21 protein-coding genes are annotated in these 23,962 nt (G+C 70.3%); 11 read left to right on the top strand and 10 right to left on the bottom strand.

Annotated elements, in window-relative coordinates; genetic code table 11:
- Nucleotides 1-67: 67 nt before the first annotated feature.
- Nucleotides 68-343 carry a hypothetical protein gene (locus OIE13_RS00895; RefSeq protein ID WP_326644098.1) on the bottom strand — a complete coding sequence of 92 codons (276 nt, stop codon included), beginning with the start codon at nt 341-343 and terminating at the stop codon, nt 68-70.
- Between the two features lie 59 nt (nt 344-402).
- Between OIE13_RS00895 and mnmA the strand changes: the two genes are divergently transcribed.
- Nucleotides 403-1,473: a tRNA 2-thiouridine(34) synthase MnmA gene (mnmA, locus tag OIE13_RS00900; protein ID WP_326644096.1), complete on the top strand. Its 1,071-nt coding sequence runs from the start codon at nt 403-405 to the stop codon at nt 1,471-1,473.
- Nucleotides 1,474-1,643: 170 nt separating this feature from the next.
- Here mnmA and OIE13_RS00905 read toward each other — a convergent pair whose 3' ends face one another.
- Nucleotides 1,644-2,285, bottom strand: coding sequence for an MBL fold metallo-hydrolase (locus OIE13_RS00905; RefSeq protein ID WP_326644094.1), 642 nt, complete (start codon nt 2,283-2,285; stop codon nt 1,644-1,646).
- 187 nt (nt 2,286-2,472) lie between these two features.
- On the opposite strand from OIE13_RS00905, the gene OIE13_RS00910 reads away from it, so the two are divergent.
- The 8 genes from OIE13_RS00910 (at nt 2,473) to gatB (ending at nt 13,309) form a co-directional block, all read left to right on the top strand.
- The gene (locus OIE13_RS00910) at nt 2,473-3,477 is read left to right on the top strand and encodes a methionine synthase (RefSeq protein WP_326829417.1); all 1,005 of its coding nucleotides are present in this window, start codon (nt 2,473-2,475) and stop codon (nt 3,475-3,477) included.
- Between the two features lie 101 nt (nt 3,478-3,578).
- A complete protein-coding gene (gene ligA / locus OIE13_RS00915) occupies nt 3,579-5,759 on the top strand; it encodes an NAD-dependent DNA ligase LigA (RefSeq protein WP_326644090.1) in 2,181 nt (726 codons plus the stop codon).
- A gap of 127 nt (nt 5,760-5,886) precedes the next feature.
- Entirely contained in the window at nt 5,887-7,968 is a 2,082-nt protein-coding gene (locus OIE13_RS00920; RefSeq protein WP_326644088.1) for a putative bifunctional diguanylate cyclase/phosphodiesterase, read from the top strand.
- 227 nt (nt 7,969-8,195) lie between these two features.
- Entirely contained in the window at nt 8,196-8,495 is a 300-nt protein-coding gene (gene gatC / locus OIE13_RS00925) for an Asp-tRNA(Asn)/Glu-tRNA(Gln) amidotransferase subunit GatC (protein WP_326644086.1), read from the top strand.
- On the top strand, nt 8,492-9,982 hold the full coding sequence (gene gatA / locus OIE13_RS00930; RefSeq protein ID WP_326644084.1) for an Asp-tRNA(Asn)/Glu-tRNA(Gln) amidotransferase subunit GatA: 1,491 nt from the start codon (nt 8,492-8,494) through the stop codon (nt 9,980-9,982). The genes gatC and gatA overlap by 4 nt, the downstream gene beginning before the upstream one ends.
- Nucleotides 9,983-10,036: 54 nt before the next feature.
- Nucleotides 10,037-11,125, top strand: a complete 1,089-nt coding sequence (locus OIE13_RS00935; protein ID WP_326644082.1) for an AAA family ATPase — start codon at nt 10,037-10,039, stop codon at nt 11,123-11,125.
- Complete coding sequence (locus OIE13_RS00940) at nt 11,122-11,688, top strand: hypothetical protein (protein WP_326644081.1); 567 nt, start codon at nt 11,122-11,124, stop codon at nt 11,686-11,688. Before OIE13_RS00935 ends, OIE13_RS00940 begins: the two co-directional genes overlap by 4 nt.
- A 115-nt stretch (nt 11,689-11,803) precedes the next feature.
- A complete protein-coding gene (gene gatB / locus OIE13_RS00945) occupies nt 11,804-13,309 on the top strand; it encodes an Asp-tRNA(Asn)/Glu-tRNA(Gln) amidotransferase subunit GatB (protein ID WP_326644079.1) in 1,506 nt (501 codons plus the stop codon).
- A gap of 305 nt (nt 13,310-13,614) precedes the next feature.
- Here the strand turns inward: gatB and OIE13_RS00950 are convergent, their stop codons facing one another.
- From OIE13_RS00950 to OIE13_RS00960, 3 genes are read right to left on the bottom strand one after another with little or no spacing between them, the layout of a single operon-like run.
- Complete coding sequence (locus OIE13_RS00950; protein ID WP_326644077.1) at nt 13,615-13,911, bottom strand: hypothetical protein; 297 nt, start codon at nt 13,909-13,911, stop codon at nt 13,615-13,617.
- Nucleotides 13,895-14,317 (bottom strand): hypothetical protein, encoded by a 423-nt coding sequence (locus tag OIE13_RS00955; protein ID WP_326644075.1) that lies wholly within the window; start codon nt 14,315-14,317, stop codon nt 13,895-13,897. The genes OIE13_RS00950 and OIE13_RS00955 overlap by 17 nt, the downstream gene beginning before the upstream one ends.
- Nucleotides 14,314-14,700, bottom strand: coding sequence for a hypothetical protein (locus tag OIE13_RS00960; protein ID WP_326644073.1), 387 nt, complete (start codon nt 14,698-14,700; stop codon nt 14,314-14,316). Before OIE13_RS00960 ends, OIE13_RS00955 begins: the two co-directional genes overlap by 4 nt.
- 177 nt (nt 14,701-14,877) lie before the next feature.
- Between OIE13_RS00960 and OIE13_RS00965 the strand changes: the two genes are divergently transcribed.
- Complete coding sequence (locus OIE13_RS00965; protein ID WP_326829418.1) at nt 14,878-16,083, top strand: hypothetical protein; 1,206 nt, start codon at nt 14,878-14,880, stop codon at nt 16,081-16,083.
- Between the two features lie 29 nt (nt 16,084-16,112).
- A complete protein-coding gene (locus tag OIE13_RS00970; protein WP_326644069.1) occupies nt 16,113-16,421 on the top strand; it encodes a 4a-hydroxytetrahydrobiopterin dehydratase in 309 nt (102 codons plus the stop codon).
- Nucleotides 16,422-17,519: 1,098 nt separating this feature from the next.
- Here OIE13_RS00970 and OIE13_RS00975 read toward each other — a convergent pair.
- From OIE13_RS00975 to OIE13_RS00995, 5 genes are all read right to left on the bottom strand, one after another.
- Entirely contained in the window at nt 17,520-19,082 is a 1,563-nt protein-coding gene (locus OIE13_RS00975) for a hypothetical protein (protein ID WP_326829419.1), read from the bottom strand.
- 154 nt (nt 19,083-19,236) lie between these two features.
- The gene (locus tag OIE13_RS00980; RefSeq protein WP_326829420.1) at nt 19,237-21,375 is read right to left on the bottom strand and encodes a peptidase domain-containing ABC transporter; all 2,139 of its coding nucleotides are present in this window, start codon (nt 21,373-21,375) and stop codon (nt 19,237-19,239) included.
- Nucleotides 21,372-21,758 carry a hypothetical protein gene (locus OIE13_RS00985; RefSeq protein ID WP_326829421.1) on the bottom strand — a complete coding sequence of 129 codons (387 nt, stop codon included), beginning with the start codon at nt 21,756-21,758 and terminating at the stop codon, nt 21,372-21,374. The genes OIE13_RS00980 and OIE13_RS00985 overlap by 4 nt, the downstream gene beginning before the upstream one ends.
- Nucleotides 21,743-22,864 carry a TIGR04500 family putative peptide maturation system protein gene (locus tag OIE13_RS00990; RefSeq protein WP_326829422.1) on the bottom strand — a complete coding sequence of 374 codons (1,122 nt, stop codon included), beginning with the start codon at nt 22,862-22,864 and terminating at the stop codon, nt 21,743-21,745. Before OIE13_RS00990 ends, OIE13_RS00985 begins: the two co-directional genes overlap by 16 nt.
- Nucleotides 22,861-23,886 (bottom strand): MvdC/MvdD family ATP grasp protein, encoded by a 1,026-nt coding sequence (locus OIE13_RS00995; protein WP_326644060.1) that lies wholly within the window; start codon nt 23,884-23,886, stop codon nt 22,861-22,863. The genes OIE13_RS00990 and OIE13_RS00995 overlap by 4 nt, the downstream gene beginning before the upstream one ends.
- Between the last annotated feature and the right edge of the window lie 76 nt (nt 23,887-23,962).

A 23,962-nucleotide genomic window follows, 5' to 3' on the forward strand; every position in this document is an offset into this window, starting at 1 on the left:
TTGATCGCGTGAGGTGCCCTTCGCGCCGCCCTGAGTTCGCGCCGCCCCAGGTTCGCGCCGGGGATTCCTAGGTGAGGAAGGGTGAGGTGGCGATCCGGCCGGGGTCGCCGGCCGAGGTGACCACGAGGGCCCGGTCGGCGTCGAGGCCGGGGGCGATCTCCCACACCGGTGACGGGTGGACGGCCGGCACGGCCGGCCCGATCCACTCGGCCAGCCGCCCGGCCTCGCCGGCGGCGACCATCGCGTCCAGTTCCGGTCTCGCCTCCGCCCACCACGCCCGGAACTCGCCGATACCGTCAGCAGGGTCGGCGGCGGGCTCGTTCTTCCGCCGGAACAGTCGCATGACCCCGGATTCTCCCAGCCCGACGGGGCGCCCGCCAACGCGGGTACGCTCAAGGGGTTATGAGTCTTCGTGTGCTTGCCGCCATGTCCGGCGGCGTCGACTCCGCCGTGGCGGCCGCACGCATCGCCGAGGCGGGCCATGACGTCACCGGTGTCCACCTCGCCCTTTCCGCCAACCCTCAGTCCTATCGGACCGGCGCCCGCGGGTGCTGCACGGTCGAGGACTCGCGAGACGCCCGCAGGGCCGCCGACGTGATCGGCATCCCCTTCTACGTCTGGGACATGGCCGAGCGGTTCCATCGCGACGTGGTCGAGGACTTCGTCAGCGAGTACGCCGCCGGCCGCACGCCCAACCCGTGCCTGCGCTGCAACGAGAAGATCAAGTTCGAGGCGGTGCTGGACCGTGCCCTCGCGCTGGGCTTCGACGCGGTGGCCACCGGGCACCACGCGCGCGTCACCGACGGAGTGCTGAGCCGCAGCCCCGATGCGGGCAAGGACCAGTCGTACGTGCTGGGTGTGCTCACCAGGGAGCAGCTCGGTCACGCGATCTTCCCACTGGGCGACTCCACCAAGGCCCAGGTCCGCGAGGAGGCCGCGCGGCGCGGGCTCATGGTGGCCGACAAACCCGACAGCCACGACATCTGCTTCATCGCCGACGGCGACACCCGAGGCTTCCTGGCCGACCGTCTCGGCGCGGCACCGGGTCCGATCGTCGACGAGTCCGGTGAGGTCGTGGGCGGCCACGAGGGTGCCTACGGCTTCACGGTCGGCCAGCGCAAGGGCCTGCGCATCGATCGCCCGGCCCCCGACGGCCGCCCGCGTTACGTGCTGTCCATCGAGCCGGTCTCCAACACGGTCACGGTCGGCCCGCGTTCGTCCCTGGCGGTCACGGGCATCGTCGCGGAGCGCCCGGTCTGGAACGGCCCGACCGGCGAGCCGCGCGAGCCGCTGGCCTGCACGGTCCAGCTCCGCGCGCACGGCGAGATGTACGGCTGCCGTGCCCGGCTCTCCGGCGGGGAGGTCCACATCACGCTGGACACCGCGGCCACCGGGGTCGCGGCGGGCCAGGCCGCGGTGCTCTACCTCGGCGACACCGTGATCGGCTCGGCCACCATCACCTCGGCCTCGTAGTGCGCGTCCCACCGCCGCGCGAACACGTCCTCGACGGTCGTGTCCCCGTACGGGCCGCGTTTGGCGAGCACGGCCGCGTTTGGCGAGCACGGCCGAGCCGGCGTCGCGCGTCCCCGCACCGGGTGTGTCCCACCAGGGCGTGAGGCCGACTCCCGGCTCGGGCGGGCCGGTCAGGGCAGGGTGACCGACTCGCCGGGCTTGAGACGGCGCATCTCGGCCTGCTGCTTACCCGACTCCATCTCCAGCCACCTGTCGATCAGGCCGAGCCCGATGTCGTTGAGCAGGCCGTCGTGGGTGGAGAAGGCCCTGGCCGGGCGGACCTGGCGCAGGTACTCGACCATCTCCGACGCCTTCATCCACGGCGCGTTGGTCGGCACCAGGAGCGTGGGCACCTCGACGCCCGGCGGGGTGAACGCGTCCCCCGGGTAGAAGACCTCCTCGTCCACCAGGAAACCGACATTGCGCACGATCGGCTGGTCCGGGTGGTTGGGGGCGTGCCACTCGCCGACGACTCGCACCCCGAAGCCGGCCGTGTCGAACGCGTCGCCGTGCCGTACCACCTGGATCTTCGCGGGGACATCGGTCAGCGTGGCGGCCACGCCCTCGTTGGTCCAGATCTCCAAGGACGGGTCGGCCTCGGCCGCCCGGCGCAGCCGGTCCGCCTCCACGTGGTCGAAGTGCTCGTGGGTGATGAGCACGGTCTGTGCCCCGTCGAGTGCGGACTCCTCACTGAAGGAGCCCGGATCGATCACGAGAGTGGAGCCGTCCTTCTCCAGGCGGACACACGCGTGTCCGAATTTCGTGAGTCTCATCCCTTCACCCTACGGGCGCGTCGGACCATGATCCGCGAGGGGGCGGTGCCGTCACGCGCTCCCGCCCTTGATCGCGTGCCGGCACGGCGCGGCGGGATTCCCCGGGCGGTAGGCGTGACCCGGCGGTCATAAGCTGGCGTGGGCGGGCGGGTCCCGCCTGCCTCCCAACGCGAAACCAGGAGCAGTCTTGAGCCAGTACCCATGGGGCGAGGCGACCGCGACCGGCATCGGGTCGCATCCGGGGGAGGAGCACGCCGAGGCGGTCAGGGTCGTCCTCGGCGAGTCGCCCGCGCTGCCGTACCTGCCGGAGCTGCCCGCCCGGGGCGTCGGCGCCGACATGATCGGGCGCACCGCGTCGCTCCTGCTGGAGATGCCGGTGGAGGTACAGCCGTCGGGCTGGCGGTTCGCCGACCGGCCGGGCCGCGACTTCAAGCGCGCCCGCGACCATCTCGTCCGTGACCTCGACACGCTGGAGGAGGCGGCACAGGGGTACGAGGGGCCCTTCAAGATCCAGGTATGCGGGCCGTGGACGCTGGCCGGAGCGGTCGAGCTCAGGTACGGCGACAAGGTGCTCGCCGACCCGGGGGCGGTGCGCGACCTGGTCGCGTCCCTGACGGAGGGGATCGCCGCGCACGTCGCCGACGTGCGCCGCAGGGTGCCGGGAGCCTCGCAGATCGTGGTCCAGATCGACGAGCCGGGGTTGCCGGGCGTCCTCACGGGCACGGTGCCGACCGCCTCGGGCTTCGGGCGGCTGGCCGCGGTCGACCGGCAGATCGCCGCGGACCGGCTCGGGGCGGTGTTTCCCGCGGGGACGTTCACCGTCGTGCACTGCTGTGCCCCGGCCGTGCCCTTCCGAGTCCTGCGCGCGGCGGGCGCGGCGGGCGTCTCGCTCGACGCCCACCTGTTGAACAGGCGCGACGAGGACGCGATCGGCGAGACCGTCGAGGCGGGGACGGCTCTCTTCCTCGGTGTCGTGCCGGGCGTGGACGCGAGGCTCCCCGACGTCGGAGTGGTCGCCGGACCGGCCGTCGAGCTCTGGCGCCGCCTCGGCTTCCCCGCCGCGACCCTGGCCTCGCAGGTGGTGCTCACCCCCGCCTGCGGCCTGGCCGGGGCCTCACCCGCCTACGCCAGGGCGGCCCTGGCCACCTGCCGTAAGGCCGCCCGGGTGCTGCAGGACGACCCCGGCGAGTGATCCCGGCCTCTGGGGGCTTCAACTCGGGGTAAGGAAGGACGCAGATTGTCGGTGCTTGAAGATACGTTTGGCTTGGCCGACGACGAGGGGGGAAGCGGGCGATGGGCGCTGAGGTCGAGGGCGTGCCGGTGCGGGCGTTGGAGCGGCACGCGGAGCTGACCGAGCTGGTCGAGGAGGCCAACTGGCGTTACCACGTGCTCGACTCGCCCACCGTGAGCGACGCCCAGTACGACGGGTGGATGCGCGAGCTGCGCGAGCTGGAGGAGGAGAGTCCGACCCTTCGCACGCCCGACTCTCCCACCCAGAAGATCGGCGCGCCGATCTCCAGCGATTTCAATCCCGTCAGGCACCTGCAGCGGATGGAGAGCCTCGACAACGCTTTCAACGCCGACGACCTCGCCTCCTGGCGGGCGAGGGCCGAGCGGCTGGCCGAGCGTGACCCCGCGCCCTACCTGTGCGAGCTGAAGATCGACGGTCTGGCGATCGCACTGGTCTACCAGAAGGGCCGCCTGACCAGGGGGGCCACCAGGGGCGACGGCCGCGTCGGTGACGACGTGACGGCCAACGTCCGCACGATCGTCAACGTGCCGCACCGCCTGACCGGCGACGACGTGCCCGATGTGGTGGAGGTCAGGGGCGAGGTCTACATCCCGGTCGAGGAGTTCAGGAAGCTCAACGAGCAGCTGGTCGAGGCGGGCAAGGCGCCGTTCGCCAACCCGCGCAACTCCGCGGCGGGCTCCCTGCGGCAGAAGGACCCGCGCATCACCGCGCAGCGGCCGTTGCACATGATCGTCCACGGGATCGGCAGGTGGGAGGGGGCCGCCGCGCCCCGCACCCAGTCGGAGATCTACGAACGGCTCGGCGCGTTCGGCCTGCCGGTCAGCGACCTCTACCGGGTCGTCGACGACCTCGAAGGCATCAACGCCTTCATCGACTTCTACAGCGAGCACCGCCACGACCCCGCCTACGAGATCGACGGCGTCGTGGTCAAGGTCGACCGCATCGAGCTCCAGCACAACCTGGGCTCCACCAGCCGGGCCCCCCGCTGGGCGATCGCCTACAAGTATCCGCCCGAGGAGGTCAACACCAGGCTCCTCGACATCCAGGTCGCGGTGGGCCGCACCGGCAGGGTCACGCCGTACGGGGTCATGGAGCCGATCGTGGTGGCGGGCTCCACCGTCGAGCGGGCCACGCTGCACAACGCCTCCGAGGTCGCGCGCAAGGGCGTGCTGATCGGCGACACCGTGGTGCTGCGCAAGGCGGGCGACGTCATCCCCGAGATCGTCGGCCCGGTCGCCGACCTGCGCGACGGCACCGAGCGGGCGTTCGTGATGCCGGAGCGCTGCCCGGAGTGCGACACCGAGCTGGCGTACGAGAACGAGGGCGACGCCGACCTGCGCTGCCCCAACACCAGGGCGTGTCCCGCCCAGCTCCGCGAGCGCGTCTTCTTCGCGGCCGGACGCAGGGCCTTCGACGTCGAGGGGCTGGGCTACGTGGCGGCCACCGCGCTGACCCAGCCGCTGCCGCCGCAGGAGCCGCCGGTCCGCACCGAGGCCGACCTGTTCGACCTGACGATCGAGCAGCTGCTGCCGATCAGGTCGGTGGTTCGCGACCCCGACACCGGACTGCCCAGGACCGATCCGGAGAGCGGCGAGCAGAAGGTCGTCACCTTCTTCGCCAACCAGAGCGGCGAGCCGAGCAAGAACGCCGAGAAGATGCTGGAGCAGCTGGAGAAGGCCAAGAGCCAGCCGGTCTGGCGGGTGCTCGTCGCGCTCTCCATCCGGCATGTCGGCCCCCCGACGGCCCAGGCGATCGCCGCGGAGTTCGGTTCCATCCACGCGATCGCGAAAGCCTCCCAGGAGGAGCTCGCCGCGGTCGAGGGCGTCGGCCCGCGCGTGGCCGCGGCGATCCGCGACTGGTTCGAGGTCGACTGGCACCGGGAGATCGTCAAGCGCTGGGCGGACGCGGGGGTCCGGATGGTCGACGACCCGCCGGCCGAGCAGCTCCCGCAGACCCTGGCCGGGCTGACCTTCGTGGTGACCGGCACGCTCGCCGATCTCACCCGCGACGAGGCCGGTGAGGCCCTGGCCGGCCGGGGTGGCAAGGTCTCGGCGTCGGTGTCGAAGAAGACCTCCTTCGTGGTGGTGGGGGAGAACGCGGGTTCCAAGTTCGACAAGGCGGTGAAGCTCGGCGTGCCGATCCTCGACGAGGCCGGTCTGCGGGTCCTGCTGACCGAGGGGCCCGAGGCGGCGGCGGAGGTGACGGTGCGGCCCGAGGAGTGACGGGACCGACCCGCCGCCGTGCGCCGGAACACGTGAATTTTCAGTGACGGACCGTGCGCAACCGGTTTCGCGAAGTGGCCCGTAGGCCGTACTCTCCCATAGTGAACTAATGGGGGTTTTGTTACTCATGGCCGACCCAATCGACACTCGCGATACCGGACCGCGTCCGGGGTCGCCCCTCTGGGCCTATCTCGCCACCGTCATCGCGGTCGGATTCATCGCCTTGGTCGTGCCCCAGCTGAGTGTGGACATGACCGAGGTCACGGAACTCGCCCGCAGCCCGCTGTTCTGGATGTTCGCGGTCCTTGTCGTGCTGGGCGAGTTGCGGCCGGTGGTCCTGTCGTCGTCGTCGACCGTGGGCGGCACCTACCCGTCGACCATGTTCACCTTCGCCGCGCTGCTCCACTACGGCCTGCCGATCGCGGTGCTGCTGCAGGCGGTCGCCATGGTCGTCAACGGGGCGGTCACCCGCAAGGCGTGCCATCGGGTCATGTTCAACATCGCCCAGGTGACGCTGGCCTGCACCGCCGCCTGGGTGGTGCTCGGGCTTTTCGGCGACCGGCCCGTCACGGTGGGCGCCGGGGTGCCCGACGGCGCCGACCTGCTGGCGATCGGGCTGGCCGGGCTGGCCTACTTCGTGGTCCGGGCCACGCTGGTCTCCGGCGCGGTGGCGCTGCACGAGCGCAGGTCGATCCACAGGGTGATCAGGACCACGATCGGCCACCAGAGCCTCGTCTACGCCGGGCTGCTCGGCCTGGCCCCGCTCGTCGTGGTGGTGATGAACCACTCGCCGGCCCTGGTGCCGCTCTTCCTGGCGCCCATGTTGGCCGTCTACTTCACGGCCAACATGTCGGTCCGCCGCGACCACCAGGCGATGCACGACGGCCTGACCGGGCTGCCCAACCGCAAGATGCTCGTGCTCAGCACGGAGGAGGCGCTCGCCGAGGCGCGGGAGGGCGAGCGGGTCGGCCTGTTCCTGCTCGACCTCGACCGGTTCAAGGAGATCAACGACACCCTCGGGCACCCGGTCGGCGACCGGCTCCTGCAGATGGTCGCGCACCGGCTCACCCACAGCGTCCGTCCCGGCGACGTGGTGGCCCGGCTCGGCGGCGACGAGTTCGCCGTCCTGCTGCCCTCGATCAGGGACGCGGCGGCGGCCAGAGAGGTGGCGGCGCGCCTGCGGGTGGCGATCACCGAGCCGGTACGGCTGGAGGGCATGAGCTTCGACCTGGACGCCTCGTTCGGCATCGCCCTCTACCCCGACCACGCGCCGGACTTCGAGATGCTCCTGCAACGCTCCGATGTGGCGATGTACCTGGCGAAGGAGAGCAGGACCGGGGTCGAGATCTACGCCGCCGACAAGGACCGCAACAGTCCCGAGCGGCTCACCCTTCTCGGTGACCTGCGCAGGGCCATCGACCGCTCCGAACTGCGACTGCACTACCAGCCCAAGCTCGACCTGTCGGGAGGGCAGGTGCGGGGCGTGGAGGCGCTGCTGCGATGGCGCCATCCGGAGCGAGGGATGATCTCCCCGGGGGAGTTCGTGCCGATGGCCGAGCAGTCGTATCTGATGCGTCACCTCACCGGATACGTCATCGACGCGGCCCTGGAGCAGGCCGCCCACTGGTGGCACACCGGCCTGCACGAGCAGATCTCCGTCAACGTCTCGGCCAGGGACCTGCTCGACTCGGCGCTCTCCGACCAGCTGGGAGCGGGTCTGGCGCGGTACCGGCTGCCGCCCAAGGCGATCCAGCTGGAGGTCACCGAGCGTATCCTGATGACCGACCAGGCGTACACCGCCGACGCGGTCGGTGCCCTGACCTCGCTGGGCGTGCCGCTCGCGCTCGACGACTTCGGCACCGGTTACTCCTCGCTGGTCCGCCTGCAGCGTCTGCCGGTGGCCGAGGTCAAGATCGACTCCTCGTTCGTCCGGCGCATCGGCGAGTCCAAGGACGACGAGCGGATCGTCCGCTCGATCGTCGACCTGGTCCGCTCCCTCGGCCTGCGCTCGGTCGCCGAAGGCGTCGAGTCGGCCGAGGTGGCCGGGCGCCTGGCGGACATGGGGTGTGATCTGGGCCAGGGCTGGCTGTTCGCCGAGCCCATGTCGGCAGCCGACACGACAGTATGGTTGCGCAAGCATCGAGAGCTCGCCACGCACGACTTCGGCTTCCTGCGCCCCACCGAGATCCTCGACCCCCAGCGGGCCTAGCGCTCCGCGAGCTCCCCGTCCAGGCCCTGGTCGCGGCGGCATTACAGGCGCGTATCGGGCGGTCCGGGAGCCGATTTCTCCGGCCTGGCGGGCCGGGGGCGGTCTGACCGCTTCGAGTAAGAGATCTTCGGTTGGTTGCGACGGTGTTAATGAGTCAGGACCCTCAGGCCACGAGCCATAGGATGACAGTGTCCAATTGCCATTCCACGAAACGGGTTCAACGACTCATGTCCGCCATAACCCGCGACGAGGTCGCTCACCTCGCCCGGCTGTCCCGGCTGGCGCTGGCCGACGAGGAGCTCGACCACTTCGCCGCCCAGCTCGATGTGATCATCGGTGCGGTCGCCCGCGTCGCCGAGGTGGCGGCCGACGACATCCCGCCGTCCTCGCACGCGCTGCCGCTCACCAACGTCTACCGCCCCGACGAGGTGCGGCCAGGACTGACGCCGGAACAGGCGCTGTCAGGCGCCCCGGCAGTAGAGGACGGCCGCTTCCGCGTGCCGCGCATCCTCGGGGAGGAAGCATGAGCCTCATCCGCAAGTCCGCCGCAGACCTGGGCGCGCTGATCGCGAGCGGTGAGGTCTCCGCCGTCGAGGTCGCTCAGGCCCACCTCGACCGGATGGCCGCCGTCGAGCCGAAGATCAACGCCTTCCTGCACATCAACGCCGAGACGACCCTGGAGCAGGCGCGAGCCGTCGACGCCCGCCGGGCGGCCGGCGAGGAGCTCGGCCCGCTGGCCGGCGTGCCGATCGCGCACAAGGACGTCTTCAGCACCGCCGACATGCCGACCACGGCCGGGTCGAAGATCCTCCAGGGCTGGAACCCGCCGTACGACGCGACCGTGACCCGCCGCCTGCGCGAGGCCGGGCTGGTGATCCTCGGCAAGACCAACCTGGACGAGTTCGCGATGGGCTCCTCCACCGAGAACTCCGCCTACGGTCCCACCCACAACCCGTGGGACCTGTCCCGCATCCCCGGCGGCTCCTCCGGCGGCTCGTCCGCCGCGGTCGCCGCCTACGAGGCCCCGCTGTCCACCGGCACCGACACCGGCGGCTCGATCCGCCAGCCCGCCGCGGTCACCGGCATCGTGGGCATGAAGCCGACCTACGGCGGCTCGTCCCGCTACGGCCTGATCGCTTTCGCCAGCTCGCTCGACACGCCGGGCCCCTTCGCCCGCAACGTGCTGGACGCGGCGCTGCTGCACGAGGCGTTCTCCGGCCACGACGCGATGGACTCGACCTCCGTCGACGCCCCGGTGCCCTCGGTCGTGGAGGCGGCGCGCAACGGCGACGTGGCGGGGCTGCGCATCGGCGTGGTCAAGGAGTTCGGCGGCGACGGCTACCAGGCGGGCGTGCTCGCGCGTTTCCACGAGACCGTGGAGCTGCTGGAATCGCTGGGCGCGAAGGTCTTCGAGGTTTCCTGCCCCTCGTTCACCACCGCCCTCCCGGCGTACTACCTCATCGCCCCCTCGGAGTGCTCCTCCAACCTGGCCCGCTTCGACGCCATGAGGTACGGCCTGCGCGTCGGCGACGACGGCACGCGCAGCGCCGAGGAGGTCATGGCCCTGACCAGGGCACAGGGCTTCGGCCCCGAGGTCAAGCGCCGCATCATCCTGGGCACGTACGCGCTGTCCAGCGGTTACTACGACGCCTACTACGGCCAGGCGCAGAAGGTCCGCACGCTCATCGCGCGCGACTTCGAGGCGGCCTTCCAGCAGGTGGACGTGCTCATCTCGCCGACGACGCCCACCACGGCGTTCCCGATCGGCGAGCGCGCCGACGACCCCATGGCGATGTACCTGGCGGACCTGTGCACCATCCCGGCCAACCTGGCGGGCAACGCGGCCATCTCGGTCCCGTGCGGCCTGGCGGACGAGGACGGCCTGCCGGTCGGTCTGCAGATCATGGCCCCGGTGCTCGGCGACGACCGCTGCTACCGGGTCGGCGCCGCGGTCGAGAAGGCCCTCCAGGCACGGTGGGGCGGCAGCCTGCTGTCCAGAGCCCCGGAGCTATAAGGGTTTTCTGGATTTCGGGGCGAGGGGGCGACAGGTGACAGGGAGAACGGCGGCATGATCACTCGGATCGAGATCGACGGGTTCAAGTCCTTCTTGAGCTTCGATCTCGATGTGCCGCCCTTCCTCGCGCTGGTGGGCCCCAACGCGAGCGGCAAGTCGAACCTCTTCGACGCCGTGGGGTTCGTGGCGGCCGAGATCGAGGGCCCCGGCGGGTTGCTGGGCGCGACCCGCGGGCTGCCTGGTGAGCAGTTCCACCGGGTCGCCCACGGCTCCGCCGTGGGCGGGTTCGTCGTCTCGGTGGAGGCGCTGGTCACCCCGGAGCCCGGCTCCGTGGTGCCGGTCAGGTTCGACGTGGGCGCGGAGATGGTGCTGAAGATCCCCAGGACCAGCGGGGCCGTCGTCAGCCACGTGGCCCAGCGGATCCCGCACGAGCTGCTGGATCTCCTGGTCGAGGACCCCGACCCCGAGAACACGCCCCGCCGTACGGTCTCCTCGTGGCGCCGCTACTCGCCGTCCCCGGCGGCGATGCGCCGCCGCTGCCCCGCGGCCAACCGGGGGCCGCTCGCGGCCGACGGTGCGAACCTGGCCGCGGTGCTCGGGCGGATGGCCGGTACGGAGGCGCTGGCCGACCTCGTGGTCGACCTCGCGGGGGTGCTTCCCGACGTCACCGGGCTGGTGCCGCGCACCGACCGGAGGGAATGCTCCTTCGACCTGCTCGTCGACGGCCAGGGAGCGGTACCGGCCACGCTGCTGTCCGACGGCACCCTGCGGGTCCTCGGACTGCTGACCGCCCTGCACGACCCCGACCACCCGGGCACGCTGCTGGTGGAGGAGATCGAGAACGGCGTCCACCCGGGGCGCCTCGGCGAGCTGCTGCGGCGGGTGCGCCAGAAGACCTCCGGGCCGGGGGGTGCCGAGCCGCCGCGGCAGGTGATCCTCACCAGCCAGTCCCCGATCGTCGTCGCGGAGGTCTACCGGACCGAGCCGGACGCGCTGACGTTCCTCGACACCGCGGTCCGCGTCGACCCCGACAACGACCGGGTGTCGCGGGTGACCGTGGCCAAGCCGATCCAGCCGGACGGTGAGCCGGGCACGTTCATCTCACCCCGGCAGGTCCGCAAGTACCTGGGAGCGGCCGCATGAGCCGCCCGCTGGTTCCGGGACTCATCGCGGAGGGGGAGACCGACGAGGGCTTCCTCGGCATCGTGATCGCCAGGCAGCTGCGCGAGCTCACCTGGATGTCACCGTACGCGGTGGACATCGAGGAGACGGAGATCGTCTCTCACGACCGGGAACACATGGTCACCGCGCTGGAGGAGCTCGCGGCCGACTGCCACCTGCTCTTCACGCACGACGACGGGCGGGAGCGCCGCCGTAGCGACGGCGTCCGCTACCACTCGCACTACCTGGTGCCGGTGATCGGTCTTGGTGACACCGAGGCCTGGCTGCTCGCCGACCGCGCGGTGTGGGCGGGGCTGGTCGGCAGCGACCTCAGCGGGCTGCCCGCACGGCCCCGCGACGTGGAGAGGATCGCCGACCCGGCGGGGGTGCTGGCCGCGACCGTTCCCCGGCGCGGCAAGCCGGTCCGCGACTACTTCGAATACATAGGACGCAACATCGATCTCGCCGTCCTGGCCCAGGTGCCCGCCTACGCGAACTGGGTGGCCGAGACGAGGAACGCGTTGAAGGGACTTGGTTACCTATGACGAGGACAATGAGAGTGGTGAACGACAGTGAGCGCTGAGAGAGCCCGACGCAGTGAGCGGAGTGGCGCGCGAGGAACGAGCGCTCCGCGTAGCGAGCGAGGAGTGGTGAACGACAGTGAGCGCTGAGACGTTGATGCCGTACGACGAGGCGCTGGAGCGCTTCGAGCCGGTGCTGGGCCTGGAGACGCACGTCGAGCTGGGTACGGCGTCGAAGATGTTCTGCGGCTGCCCGACCACGTTCGGCGCCCCGCCGAACACGCACGTCTGCCCGGTCTGCCTGGCGCTGCCGGGTTCGCTGCCGACGGCCAACGCCGCCGCGATCGAGTCGACGATCCGCATCGGCCTGGCGCTCAACTGCTCCATCGCTGAATGGTGCCGCTTCGCCCGGAAGAACTATTTCTATCCGGACATGCCGAAGAACTACCAGATCAGCCAGTACGACGAGCCGCTCTGTTTCGACGGCTACCTCGACGTCGAGGTCGACGGCAGGACGGTGCGGATCGAGATCGAGCGCGTTCACCTGGAGGAGGACACCGGCAAGTCCACCCATGTGGGCGGCGCGACCGGTCGCATCCACGGGGCCGACTACTCGATCGTCGACTACAACCGGGCGGGCATCCCGCTGGTGGAGATCGTCACCAAGCCGATTCCGGGGACCGACAGGCTCGCTCCCGAGATCGCCCGCGCCTACGGTACCGAGCTGCGCGAGCTGGTGCGCGGTCTCGGCGTCTCGGACGTACGCATGGAGGAGGGCTCCATGCGTTTTGACGTCAACGTCTCGCTCATGCCGCGTGGCTCCTCGGAGTGGGGCACCCGCACCGAGACCAAGAACGTCAACTCGCTGCGCAGCGTCGAGCGCTCCGTACGGGGTGAGATCGAGCGCCAGGCCGCGATCCTGGCCGGCGGCGGCCGGATCATCCAGGAGACCCGCCACTTCCACGAGAACACCGGCACCACCACCTCGGGACGGTCCAAGGAGGAGGCGCAGGACTACCGCTACTTCCCCGAGCCCGACCTGGTGCCGATCGCCCCCGACCCCGCGTGGGTCGCCACGCTCAAGGCGGCCCTGCCGGAGCTGCCGGGCGTGCGGCGCAAGCGGCTCCAGCAGGAGTGGGGCGTGTCCGACCTGGACATGACGTCCATGCACAACGCCGACGCCATCGGCCTGGTCGAGGCGACGGTCGCCGCCGGGGCCCCGCCGGTGGACGCCCGCAAGTGGTGGATGGGCGAGCTGGCCCGCCGCGCCAACGAGGCGGGGCTCCCGCTGAGCGCGCTGCGGATCACCCCGGACCAGATCGCCAGGGTGTGCGCGATGGTCGCCGGGGGAGCGCTGAACGACAAGCTGGCCCGCCAGGTGCTGGAGGGCGTGCTGAACGGCGAGGGCTCCCCCGACGAGGTGGTGGCCGCCCGCGGCCTGCAGATCGTCAACGACGAGGGCGAGCTGATGGAGATCATCGACCAGGTCCTGGCCGGTAACGCCGACGCGGCGGACAAGGTCCGCAACGGCAAGGTCGCCGCCGTCGGCGCCCTGGTCGGCGGTGTCATGAAGGCCAGCCGGGGCAAGGCCGACGCGGGCCGGGCCAGGGAGCTCATCCTGGAGCGCCTCGGCGTCTCCGAGTAATCGGCGTCTCCGGGCAACCCGCGCGTAGGGTTTCCCGGGAGCTCAAGCGAAGGGTCTGCGAGTGGCCCGCGCGTAAGGTTTCCGGGGAACTCACGCTGAAGGTTTTACGGGGAGCCCGTGCGAAGGGTTTCCGGGAGTCCGCGTGAAAACCCCGCCGCCCTGGCGGGAGCCGCGCTCGCGCCCGGGTGATCCGATCGCGTCCAAGCTCCGCGAGCGGCCCGTGGTTGCGTACCACCGCTCGCGAGAAGTTGGGCGCGACGGCACGGGAGTCGTCCCTCCGTGCCGCCGCGTTGCTCATGATGGGTTCAGCGGCTCGGCATAGTGCTCACCGAGCCGTTCGGCGATCCGGGCCGCGACCCGCACCAGGTCGTCCACGTGGCACCTGGGGACGAGGTTCGCCAAAGGTCGAGTTCCACCTGTTGCATGCGGTCCCACAGCTCGGCGGCGCTGTCCGCGTGGACGGTGCGGAAACACGCCGCGTCCCGGCAGTCCCAGGCTTCGAATCGCCGGTATCTCAGGCTCCACCAGACCAGCCACCCGTACGCGTACGCCTGTACCTGCTCGGCGGCCAGCGCCGCGTCGGCGTCAGCACGGGTCGACATGCTCTGCCAGGATCACGTCGGCCAGCAGCGGCAGCTCGCAGCCCAGCAGCGTGGTGAGGGGGCGGGCGCGCAGGATCTCGTAGTGCTCGGCGAGCCGTTCGGCGGCCGTGGCCGGGCCTGAGGCGGCGCTGAGTAGATGCTCACCCGATCCGTCAAGCTCAGGGCTGGTCCACCAGAAGTTCTCACCGTCGCTGTAGGCCAGGAGCCCGCGATAGACGGACACGATGGCGTTGCCGGAACGGAGCTCATGGATGTCGGCCGAGATGCCATGGGCGCGATCCAACTCGACGACCAGTTCTTCGGCGCGGAGCCGGGCGGCGGTCGGCGGCGCGGCGGCGTGCACCGGGGAAGGGAGACCGCCGCGCCTGCTCACGGAAGCGTCGCCACGCTTCGGGGCCGCGTTCATGCCGCAACCCCTCGCCGGTACGGCTCGCGCCGCCAGGGCGGGGAGGTGGTGTCCGGCGAGCGGCCCCCGCCATAGGCATCGATGACCGCCACCGGCCGCGCGTGACGTCCGGGGCGAACCTGGGAGGGAGCGGCGGGCGGGTGAACCTTCAGCGGGCGCGACGGCGCCGTGACCGGTAGCCGACCGCCCAGGCCCAGAAGCCGCCGCGCGGCCATCCGAGCGCACACCTGCTGGGACGTGGGCTGCTCCCACAGATGGTCACGACGATGCGGCAGGCTGCGCGCCTCATGGGCATAGGGGGCATGCCCGCACCAGCGGCAGCCCAGCGGCAGCGGCGGGGAATCCGCGTTCCAACGGATCCGGATGGCTCTAACCTTGGCCATGGATCAGGACTCGCTTCCTGGTCAAGGGGCCCGTACGGCGTATCAGCGCCTGCGGGCCCCGTTGCTGTTACATCTCCTTCCATCACAACGCTGCGTAATCCCTTCGGCACAGATGCGTTTGGAGGACGCTGGGGGCGACAGAACCTCCCCCCGAGTTACGGCGAAGAGGTGTACGTGATGGCCGCTGATCTCCCTGCGTGGGCCGTACGACTCCGCGAGGAGCGACGCAACCGGCTGTGGCCCCAGCGCGAGATGGCCCGCCGACTCGTCGAGGCGGCTGACGAGGAAACCCGCAACCACCTGCCCACTCGGGAGACCATGATCCGTCGGATCAAGGCGTACGAGGCCGGGCACAACCGGCCCGGCGACCCGTACCGCGTGCTGTACGCACGAGCGTTCGGCATCCCCGAAGCCGAACTGTTCCGGGAGGAGCGCCAAGTGGTGACGGGCGCCATCCCCACGTTCGCCAGGGCATTCCCGGCTTCTCCTAACCGCTACGTGGCACCGGAGCTGGTGGACTACTTCTGCCTTCAGCTACTAAGCCACTACGCCGCCGACGCGTTCCTGGGGCCTCGCCATCTGATAGGTACCGTCGTGGTTCAGTATCAGTCCATCGCCGAACTCGCAGGCCAAGCGAAGGGCGAAGTACAACGCGAGTTGCTTCGTCTCGGTGCGGGCTTCGCCGCCTTCGCCGGCTGGCTGTGCCAGGACGCCGGTGTGACCGACCAGGCGGCCTTATGGCTCAACGCCAACCTTGAGATGGCACATCGCGCCCAGGACGCCCAGCTCATCAGCCATGCCCTCACGAACAAGGCGATGCTGGCCGTAGACCTCGGTGACGCATCCGCGGTGATCGACCTCACCGCCGCAGCCCTGTCGAACCGGGCTGGGCTCATGCCGAAAACACAGGTACTCGCCCTACAACAAAGGGCCCACGGGTACGCACTGGCAGCAGACCGTACTCGCTGCGACGCACTACTGGATGAGGCCGCGACACTCATCGACGACATCGACGATGACCATATGTGGGGTAACGCCTGCCGAACGCCCAACTACGTGGAGATCCAACGAGCCACCTGCTACGGGCAACTCGGACTCAACGCTGACGCCGTCACCCTCTGGGATCAGATCCTTCCGTCCATGCCCGCCACGGCCCGCCGTGACATCGGGGTTTTCCTGGCTCGGCAAGGTGCCGCCCTCGCGGCGATTCCCGACCCTGAACGGGCAACGGAAGTGGCCAGCAAAGCGATCGAGCTTCTGCGTCAGACCGGCTCAGTGCGCCAACGTGCGGAACTGATCGCTATGCCAGCCCGCATGGGTGCGTGGGTGAAAACCGCTAAAGGACGCGAGATGACTGAGATGCTGGCAAATGTCACGCAGTAGGAACCTTGCGAGATAGGGAGGTGGTGGACATGGGTCTTCGTGACCCCCTGCCCGCCGAAGAGGTTACGCGGCGCCTGGCATCAAGCGGCTGGTCCGGCGACACCAACGAGATCAGCAAGAACTACTCGATCGACTACGACAGCGCGATGCGCGCCGTCGCCGAAATCGCACAGGTTGCCATCGAGCTGGAACATCGGCCAGACATCGATATCCGATGGGACCACCTACGGATCGCCATGACCACCCACACGGCGGGCGATGTCGTAACGGAGCTGGACTTTCTGCTTGCTGTCCGTATCAATAAGATCACCCAAAGGCACGGAGCCGCAACGACCTGATACGCACCCGTGACGTTTTATAGATGTGGCGGCTACCCCCAAAGCTGGCGCAAGGCCATATCGCCCACTCGCTTCCGCAAGGGGGCGCAGGCAACTCGGCGGTGCTATCGGGTCGCGTCCGCGCAGGTGGTGTACGAGTGTTTGAGATCGGTACCTGCGTCGCGCCTGGCTGATCGCCGTTGAAAAGCGCGGCGTAGTACGTGGGGAAAAGCGCAGCGAGGGCGGTGAAGTGGTTCAGGACCGCTCACCGGTAACGCATCGTGCGGGGTTGAAGATCAAAAGCGCGGCGGGGGCGGCGGAGTCGCTCGGGACCGCTCACCGGTAACGCATCGTGCGGGGTTGAAGATCAAAAGCGCGGCGGGGGCGGCGGAGTCGCTCGGGACCGCTCACCGGTAACGCATCGTGCGGGGTGGTGGCGGGCGTTGGCCGGGTGTGGGTGACAAGGGGCGGGCTGACGGAGCTCCGGGAGGGGGCAAAGCGGGTCATGGCGGGCGTGGAGGCGGGGCCGTGGTGGTGACGATCGGGGATTTTCCATGATCTGGGTGAGTTGGCACGCTGGGGGCGTGCGGATTCACCCAGATCAAGGAAGGCGCCGCTCCCGCCCCTCGGGGTGGGCCGCTTTTCGTGGTGGAAGGCCCGGTTCGTCCCCGCACCCGGCCGAGGGCGATCCGTGACCGAACGCCCCGCGGACCTTCGTACCCCGCACGGCGAGAGCCCCGCGCAAGGCGGCGAGGAGCGGCGAGGAGCGGCCCCGAATCTTTCCGCACTGCGGCGGACCCGTACCGATGGGCGGTCCTGGGGCCACTCCACTGCCCTCGCTGCGCTTTTGACCTTCGACCCCGCACGACGCGACACCAACGAGCGGCCCTGAACCACTCCACCACCCTCGCCGGGCTTTTCCCCACGGACGACGCCGTGCTTTTCCACCGTGACCGGCTTACCGGATTCGGATGCTCGTACACCACGTCCGTGGACGCGACCGTGGCCGATGCCCATGGCGAGCGCGTCGGCCTGGTCCCCGGTCAGGAGTGGCGGACTCTCAACGTCCGGCGCGTGTGGTGATAACACCCCGCTGGTCAGCTGACCTGCTGACCAGCGTCAGCGTCGAAGGAAATCGATCATCTCGGTTCTGGTCTCCTCGTGCGGTTCGACCGATGCCGCCTGCCGCATCCAGTGCCTTGCCTCGTCCGGTACGGCCGAGGCCGGCCAGGTGGCCAACGCGGCCAGGGCGGCGCGCCGGATCCGAGTGACCCGGTTGCGCAGTGCCACGTCGATCAGTGCCAGCCCGATGCCGGGGAAGGTTTCCAGCCCGCCCACGATGGACTCCAGCGCTCGATCCGGCCCGTACTCCTCGCCGATGTCGTGGCTGTCCTCTGGCCCATTGGCCAGATCGGCCAGGGGAAGAAGTCGTTCGGCCAGGTGGCTGAGCTGCTCGGCTTCCTCGGCGGTGGCGAGCCGGATGGCGTGGTGCCAGGCGAACTCATCCAGCGGATCAATCTTCAGACGGGCGATGATCTGCTCGACCACCTGTAGATGAAGTTCGTCGGCAGTCCACATCGCATGGCTGAAATCGACATGGTGTGGATCGGCCAGGCACCCCAGCACGAGATCGTTCCACCGAGGTTGGGTGGTGAGTTCCTCGTAGCGGCGGCGGAGCTGCGCGATCATGTCGGGCGGCCAGGGCGAATCGTCGTCGGGCTCGCGCAGGAAGGCCAGGATTCTCAGCACGGCGTGCAACCTGTCGAGCGTGGCCTGCCGGTCGGCGAGGAGGTCGGCGAAGCGATGCATGGCCGGTACGGCGTCGGCGTAGTCGCCCATGTCTTCGGCCGGACCACCCAGCGCCAGGGCGGCCAGGATGTCCGCGGCGCCGTCGAGCAGGGTGTCGTCGATGTCCGGCTCCAGCAGGGCCGAGTACAGGTCGCCGGTCGTGGCCGCGAGGTGGGCCAGGTATTCGTTCATGATCCCGTTGCGGAAACCATCCCTTAGCAACCAGGCCTTGATCTGTGGATCGTCGCATCCCTTGAGCCGTTCCACCGCGTGGATGCGGCCCCAGTCCCGCACTCGGCGGGCCAGTTCGTAGGCGGCACGTTGGCGGTCGGGCTGAGTGTGCTGCAGGGCCACCACCGCGTACAGGGTGAGCTCCTCCAGCGTGCCGAGCAGGAGCAGCAGCTCCCTGTCCCGCTCGTCCCCACAGGCGCCGAGCAGCACAATGCCGATCTTGACAGCGCCGCGCCGGGTACCGTGCTCGGTCAGATGCCGTCCGACTTCGCCGATTCGATCACGGGGGAGCCGCCGTCGCCGGATCTGGTCGACGAGGTCGTCGGCGATGCCGAGTGCTGATACGGTGCCGAGCCGATCATGTAGCCGCAGAAGATCTTCACGGGCGGGGTCGCCGGTGACGAGCCTGCTGATCAGGTCGGCGATTTCGATGACGGCGTTGTTGTCGGGCTCGATACCAAAGTGGTGGCTCTGGATGCCGTCCATGACGACGCTGGTGATGAACGGCTCATGGTCACGGCGGGGCGGGTCATCTGGGAGCCGGTAGGCGTCCTCGGGCCACGGGCCGGGCCCGTGGCGCAGGGACATCGCGAGTGCGTGAGCGAGGAAGGTGGGGCGATCGTCGAGGGGATCGTCACCCAGCTTCCACGTGCCGGGGTTCACCGGCTGGGGCGGTGGCCGCCCTTCCCATAGGTCATGCCCGCCATGATGGGCCACCGGGCGCCCGGATGGCAACCACGGGCCGCTCCCCTTGACTACGCCACCTCGAGATTTTGATCAATTTACGCCGGTCTCGTATCGCGTGAAGCAGGCGAGGTCAGCCCGGCGCGGCCTGGACGGCGACGAGTTCCGCGTATTTGCCGCCCGCGGCCATCAACTCGTCGTGGGTGCCGCGTTCCACGACGCGTCCGGAGTCGACCACCAGGATCAGGTCGGCGTCCCGGATCGTGCTCAGCCGGTGGGCGATCACGATCCGGGTCTGGGTGAGCCAGAACAGGTTGGACTCGATGGTCGCCTCGGTGGCGCTGTCCAGGCTGCTGGTGGCCTCGTCGAGCAGCAGGATCTTCGGCCGCGGCAGGATGGCGCGGGCCAGGGAGAGCCGCTGGCGCTGGCCACCGGAGAGACCGCCGCCGTCGGTCAGCATCGTCTCGTACCCCATCGGCATGGCCGCGATCTCCTCGTGCAGCGCCGCCACCTCGGCCGCGGCGACCACCCGCTCCAGGGACGCGTCGGGGAAGTTCAGCGCGATGTTCTCCCGGATCGAGCCGTTGAACAGGGAGGGATCCTGGCTGACCACGCCGAACTGGCGGCGCAGGGTGCGCAGGTTGAGTTCGGAGGCCGGAACGCCGTCGTACAGGATCTCGCCCTCCACCGGAGTGTGCAGTGTCAGCAGCAGCCTGGCCAGCGTGCTCTTGCCCGACCCCGAGGCGCCCACCAGGGCGACCTTCTGCCCCGGCCGGATGGAGACCGAGACGTCCCGCACCACCCACGGGCCGCGAGGGTCGTGCCGGAAGCCCACGCCGCGCAACTCCACCGCGCCGCGCAGCCGCAGTACCTCGATGCCCTCGCTGGGCTCGGGTTCGGAGGCCAGGATGTCGGACAGGCGGTCGAAGTGCGCGCCCGCCTGCTGCAGGCTCTGCAGGCCGGTCATCAGCGAGCCCAGGGGTGTCAGGGCGCCGAGCGCGATGGCGTTGAGCGCGATCAGCGCACCCACGGTCAGCTGCCCGTCGAGGACCCGCCACGTGCCGAGCCACAGCAGGCCGAGTGGGGCGATCACCCGGATCGCGGACAGCGCGGCCTCCAGCAGGCCCTGGGTGAGGCCGCTGCGTACGTCGGCGTTGAGCTGCTGGGTGAAGTGGGCCGACCACTGCTCCACCGCCCGATTCTCGGCCCCGGACGCCTTCAGCGTCTCGATGCCGGTGATCGCCTGGATGAGGCTGCTCTGCGACGCGGAGAAGGCGGCCAGCTCCTGCTGGGTGAGCAGGTTGATTCGGCGGGTGGTGGCCAGTACCAGGAGCCCCTGGGACACGACCACCCCGGTCAGTGCCAGTCCGAAGACGGGATCCCAGACGTACACGAGCACGAGGTAGCCGATGGCGAGCGGGCCGTCGAGCAGCGCCGCCACGATCTGGCCGGTGAGGATGTCGCGCAGCGTGGATACGCTGGAGGCCCGGGTCAGCAGGTCGCCCTTGCCGCGCTGTGCGAAGTACCGGTACGGCAGCGCCACCAGGTGGCCGATCACCCCCTCGGTGAGTTCCTGGTCGGCACGGGCCCGTACCGCCACCAGCAGCGCCGCCCGCAGGTAGCCGATCACGAACTGGGCCACGCCGGCCAGCAGCACGGCTCCGCCCAGCAGGGGCAGCAGGTCCGTGCCCCGCGACGGGATGACCTTGTCGATCATCAGCTGGGAGAGGAAGGGGAGGGCCAGCCCCAGCAGCTGCAGCAGCAGCGAGGCCATGATGACCTGCGCGAGCAGGCCGCGCCGGCGCCGGAACAGGGTACGGATGAACTCGCGCCGCCAGGCGCTCGCCATCGAGGACGTGCCGCGGTGAAACCCCTCGTCGGGTTCGAAGACCAGCAGCACGCCGGTGAACCCGGCGCTGAACTCCTCCGTGGTCAGCCGACGGCGGCCCTGCCCGGGATCGACGATGTCCACCCGGTCGGGTGCCCAGCGCTCGACCACCACGAAGTGCTTGAACTCCCAGTGTGCGACCGCGGGGAGCGGCACGCGCGCCAGGTCCTCGGGCGCGAGGGAGAAGGCCCGCGCCTTCAGGCCGTGCTCGCGGGCACCCTCCACGATGGCCTTGGCGCTCAGCCCGTCCCTGCCGACCTGGAGCCGTTCGGACACCTGGTGCAGGGTGGTGCGTTGGCCGTGGTGGCAGAGCACCATGGCCAGGCACGCCGCGCCGCACTCGGTGGCGGTGTTCTGCAGCAGGACCGGTACGCGGTTCCTCATCCGCCCGCTCCCAGCGCGAGCGTGACCAGTACGGCACCTGCCGCCAGGACGGCGGCCACCACGATCCACAACAGCAGGAACGACGGACCGCTGATCACCAGCGGCATCCGGGCGGCGGCGCGGGACTCGACATGCCGGCGCAGCGCCTCCTCCCGGTAGGCGAACCGACCCTTGCCGTTTCCGGGGCCGTTTCCGGGGCCGTTTCCGGGGCCGTTTCCGGCAGGGGGGCCGGGAGCGGCCGTCGGAGGTTGAGGCTGGGGGGCGGGGGGCGAGTAGGGGGACCTCGTACGGTACCCCTCGGTGTCCTCCCAGTGTCTGACCCTGTGCCGGCCGGGAGCCGGGACGGCCTGGGTGCTGTCCGGGTCGATCACGACCAGTGCCACTCGACAGTGGCCGCGGCGCGGCGCTCCGCCAGCCAGCCGGTGAACGCGGCGCGTCCGGCGGCGGCCAGTGTCTCCGGATCGTCGGAGGCCGGGCTCCTGAGCAGGACGGCACCGGTCAGGAAGTCGCCGCCGGGTAGCTCGACCGGGCCGATGACCTGGCCGGGCGCCGTGTCGCGCAGGGCCTCCGGCAGATCCGCCTCCCAGCGGGTCGCGAAGGTCACCGCGGTCTCCCCGATCGATGGCGTCGCGCTTTCCCTGATCGAGGTCACCGCGGTCTCCCCGATCGATGGCGTCGCGCTTTCCCTGATCGAGGTCACCGCGGTCTCCCCGATCGATGGCGTCGCGGCTTCCCCGGGCGAGGTCAGCGCCGTCTCCCCGAGCGAGGTCAGTCCGGCGAGGAGGTCGGCCGCGGTGCCGGCGGTCACCTTCTCCTTGCCGGTGACCCACACGGCCCTGACCCGGGCGAAGTCGCCGGGGTTCGCGGCCAGGTGGCCCGGAGCCAGTTCCGCCTCCTTGTCCCGGCGGAACCGGCGGCGGCGGGCGATCCCGGTGATGTACGCCTCGAACTGCTCACCCGACATACCGGCATCGGTCATCCAGGCCAGGGTCGACTCGCGGTCGTGCAGTCCCCGGCCCCTGCGGAACTCGTCGGCCGTGGCCTGGAGGTCGGCGGAGGTGAGCGGTTCGGTCTCGTCGACGGCCTCGACGAGCAGGCACTGGTCGACGATCTCCTGGTACGGCGACGCGTCCCGCCGGGAGAGCGAGCGCAGCATGGTCAGCGCCTGGGGGACCGTCACGTCCACGTCGTTGACGCTGACCAGGTACCCGGCAGCCCAGTGCGTCGAGTGGTCGATCAGCCAGGGCACCCCGTCCTCGGGCGGGGCGGTCAGCGCGACCGTGCCGCCGTCGGGATGGTCGAGGAGCAGGTCGTAGTCGACCACCGGGGTCCCGGGGCGCCGGTCGACGACGAGCTGTGCCCGGATCTCCGGATGCCGCGCCGCCCACTCGCCGACCGCGCGGTGGGCGTCGGCGACGCCTACGCTGCGGCGGGGCAGCGTACGTAGCAGGGAGGCCCCGGATTGCAGGGCCTTCGCGAAATCGGTCACGGTGTTCCTCCGTCAATGAGCCAGCCCGCGATCGCGTCGCTGACGGGCAGCCCGGTCCACAGCTCGACGAACCCCCACGCGCCGTTGGAGTTCAACTCAAGGAAGACGTACTCGCCGCCGGGGGTGACGATGAAGTCCAGGGCCGCGTAGGTCAGGCCGACGTCGGCGACCAGCCGGGCGCAGCGCGACGCCACCTCGGCAGGCAGCTCGTGCACGCCGTACCTGACCCGGTCGTTGTCGTAGTGCCGCCAGTCGTCCCTGGCCGCGCGGGAGGCCGACACGTCGATCTCCGCGGCGAATACCCGCTCTCCCACGACGATCACCCGCAGCTCGACCGCCTTGGGGACGTAGGGCTGCAGGATGACCGGCTCGTGCTGGATCCGGTGCCGGGAGGTCAGGTGGCGGCGGGTGACCACCGTCGTGTACGCGCGGTGCTCGGCGCCGTCGACCTGGAACGGCTCGGCGGTGATCTGCTTGGCGACCAGCCGCCCCTCCGCCGCCTCGTACGCGCCCGCCAGCCCCGCGGGGTCGTTGGTGTACATCGTGTCGGGTACGGAGAAGCCCAGCTCGATCGCCCGCGCCATGTGGAAGATCTTGTTGTGCGCGCGGCGCTCGTCCGCGCGCCGTCCGGGCAGCCAGCGCGCGGGTAGCAGGCTCCACACCCCGTCCAGCATGAACTCCGCCTGCTGGTCGACGTGTGCGCGGTGGCTCGGCTCGGTCACGGTGTCGGCGGCGGAGGGGGCGCTTGGCCGGCTGCGCCAGACCGCGGTGATCCGGGACAGGTCGATCGTCTCCGTACCGGTGTCCAGCAGCAGCCGCCGCTCCCCGCCGGCGAACGACGCGGTGATCCGGCTGCGGCCCGGGAAGTCGCCGGTGTCCCACCACAGCACCGGCGTTCCGGGACCATCCGTGGTGGTGTCCGTGCCGCCGTCCGGCCCCACCAGCCGAGCGCCGCGCCGACGGAGCGCGGTCACAACCCTTTCGACCGCCCCGTCATCTCGCTTGCTGATGATCAGAATCACTGTCCGGTCCCGTCTCGAAGACGCGGCGGAACGGGTATCCCGTTCCGCCGCGCCGTGTTCATCCGATGCGCCGTCC

Source organism: Streptosporangium sp. NBC_01810 (assembly GCF_035917355.1).
Taxonomy (GTDB): Bacteria; Actinomycetota; Actinomycetes; order Streptosporangiales; family Streptosporangiaceae; genus Streptosporangium.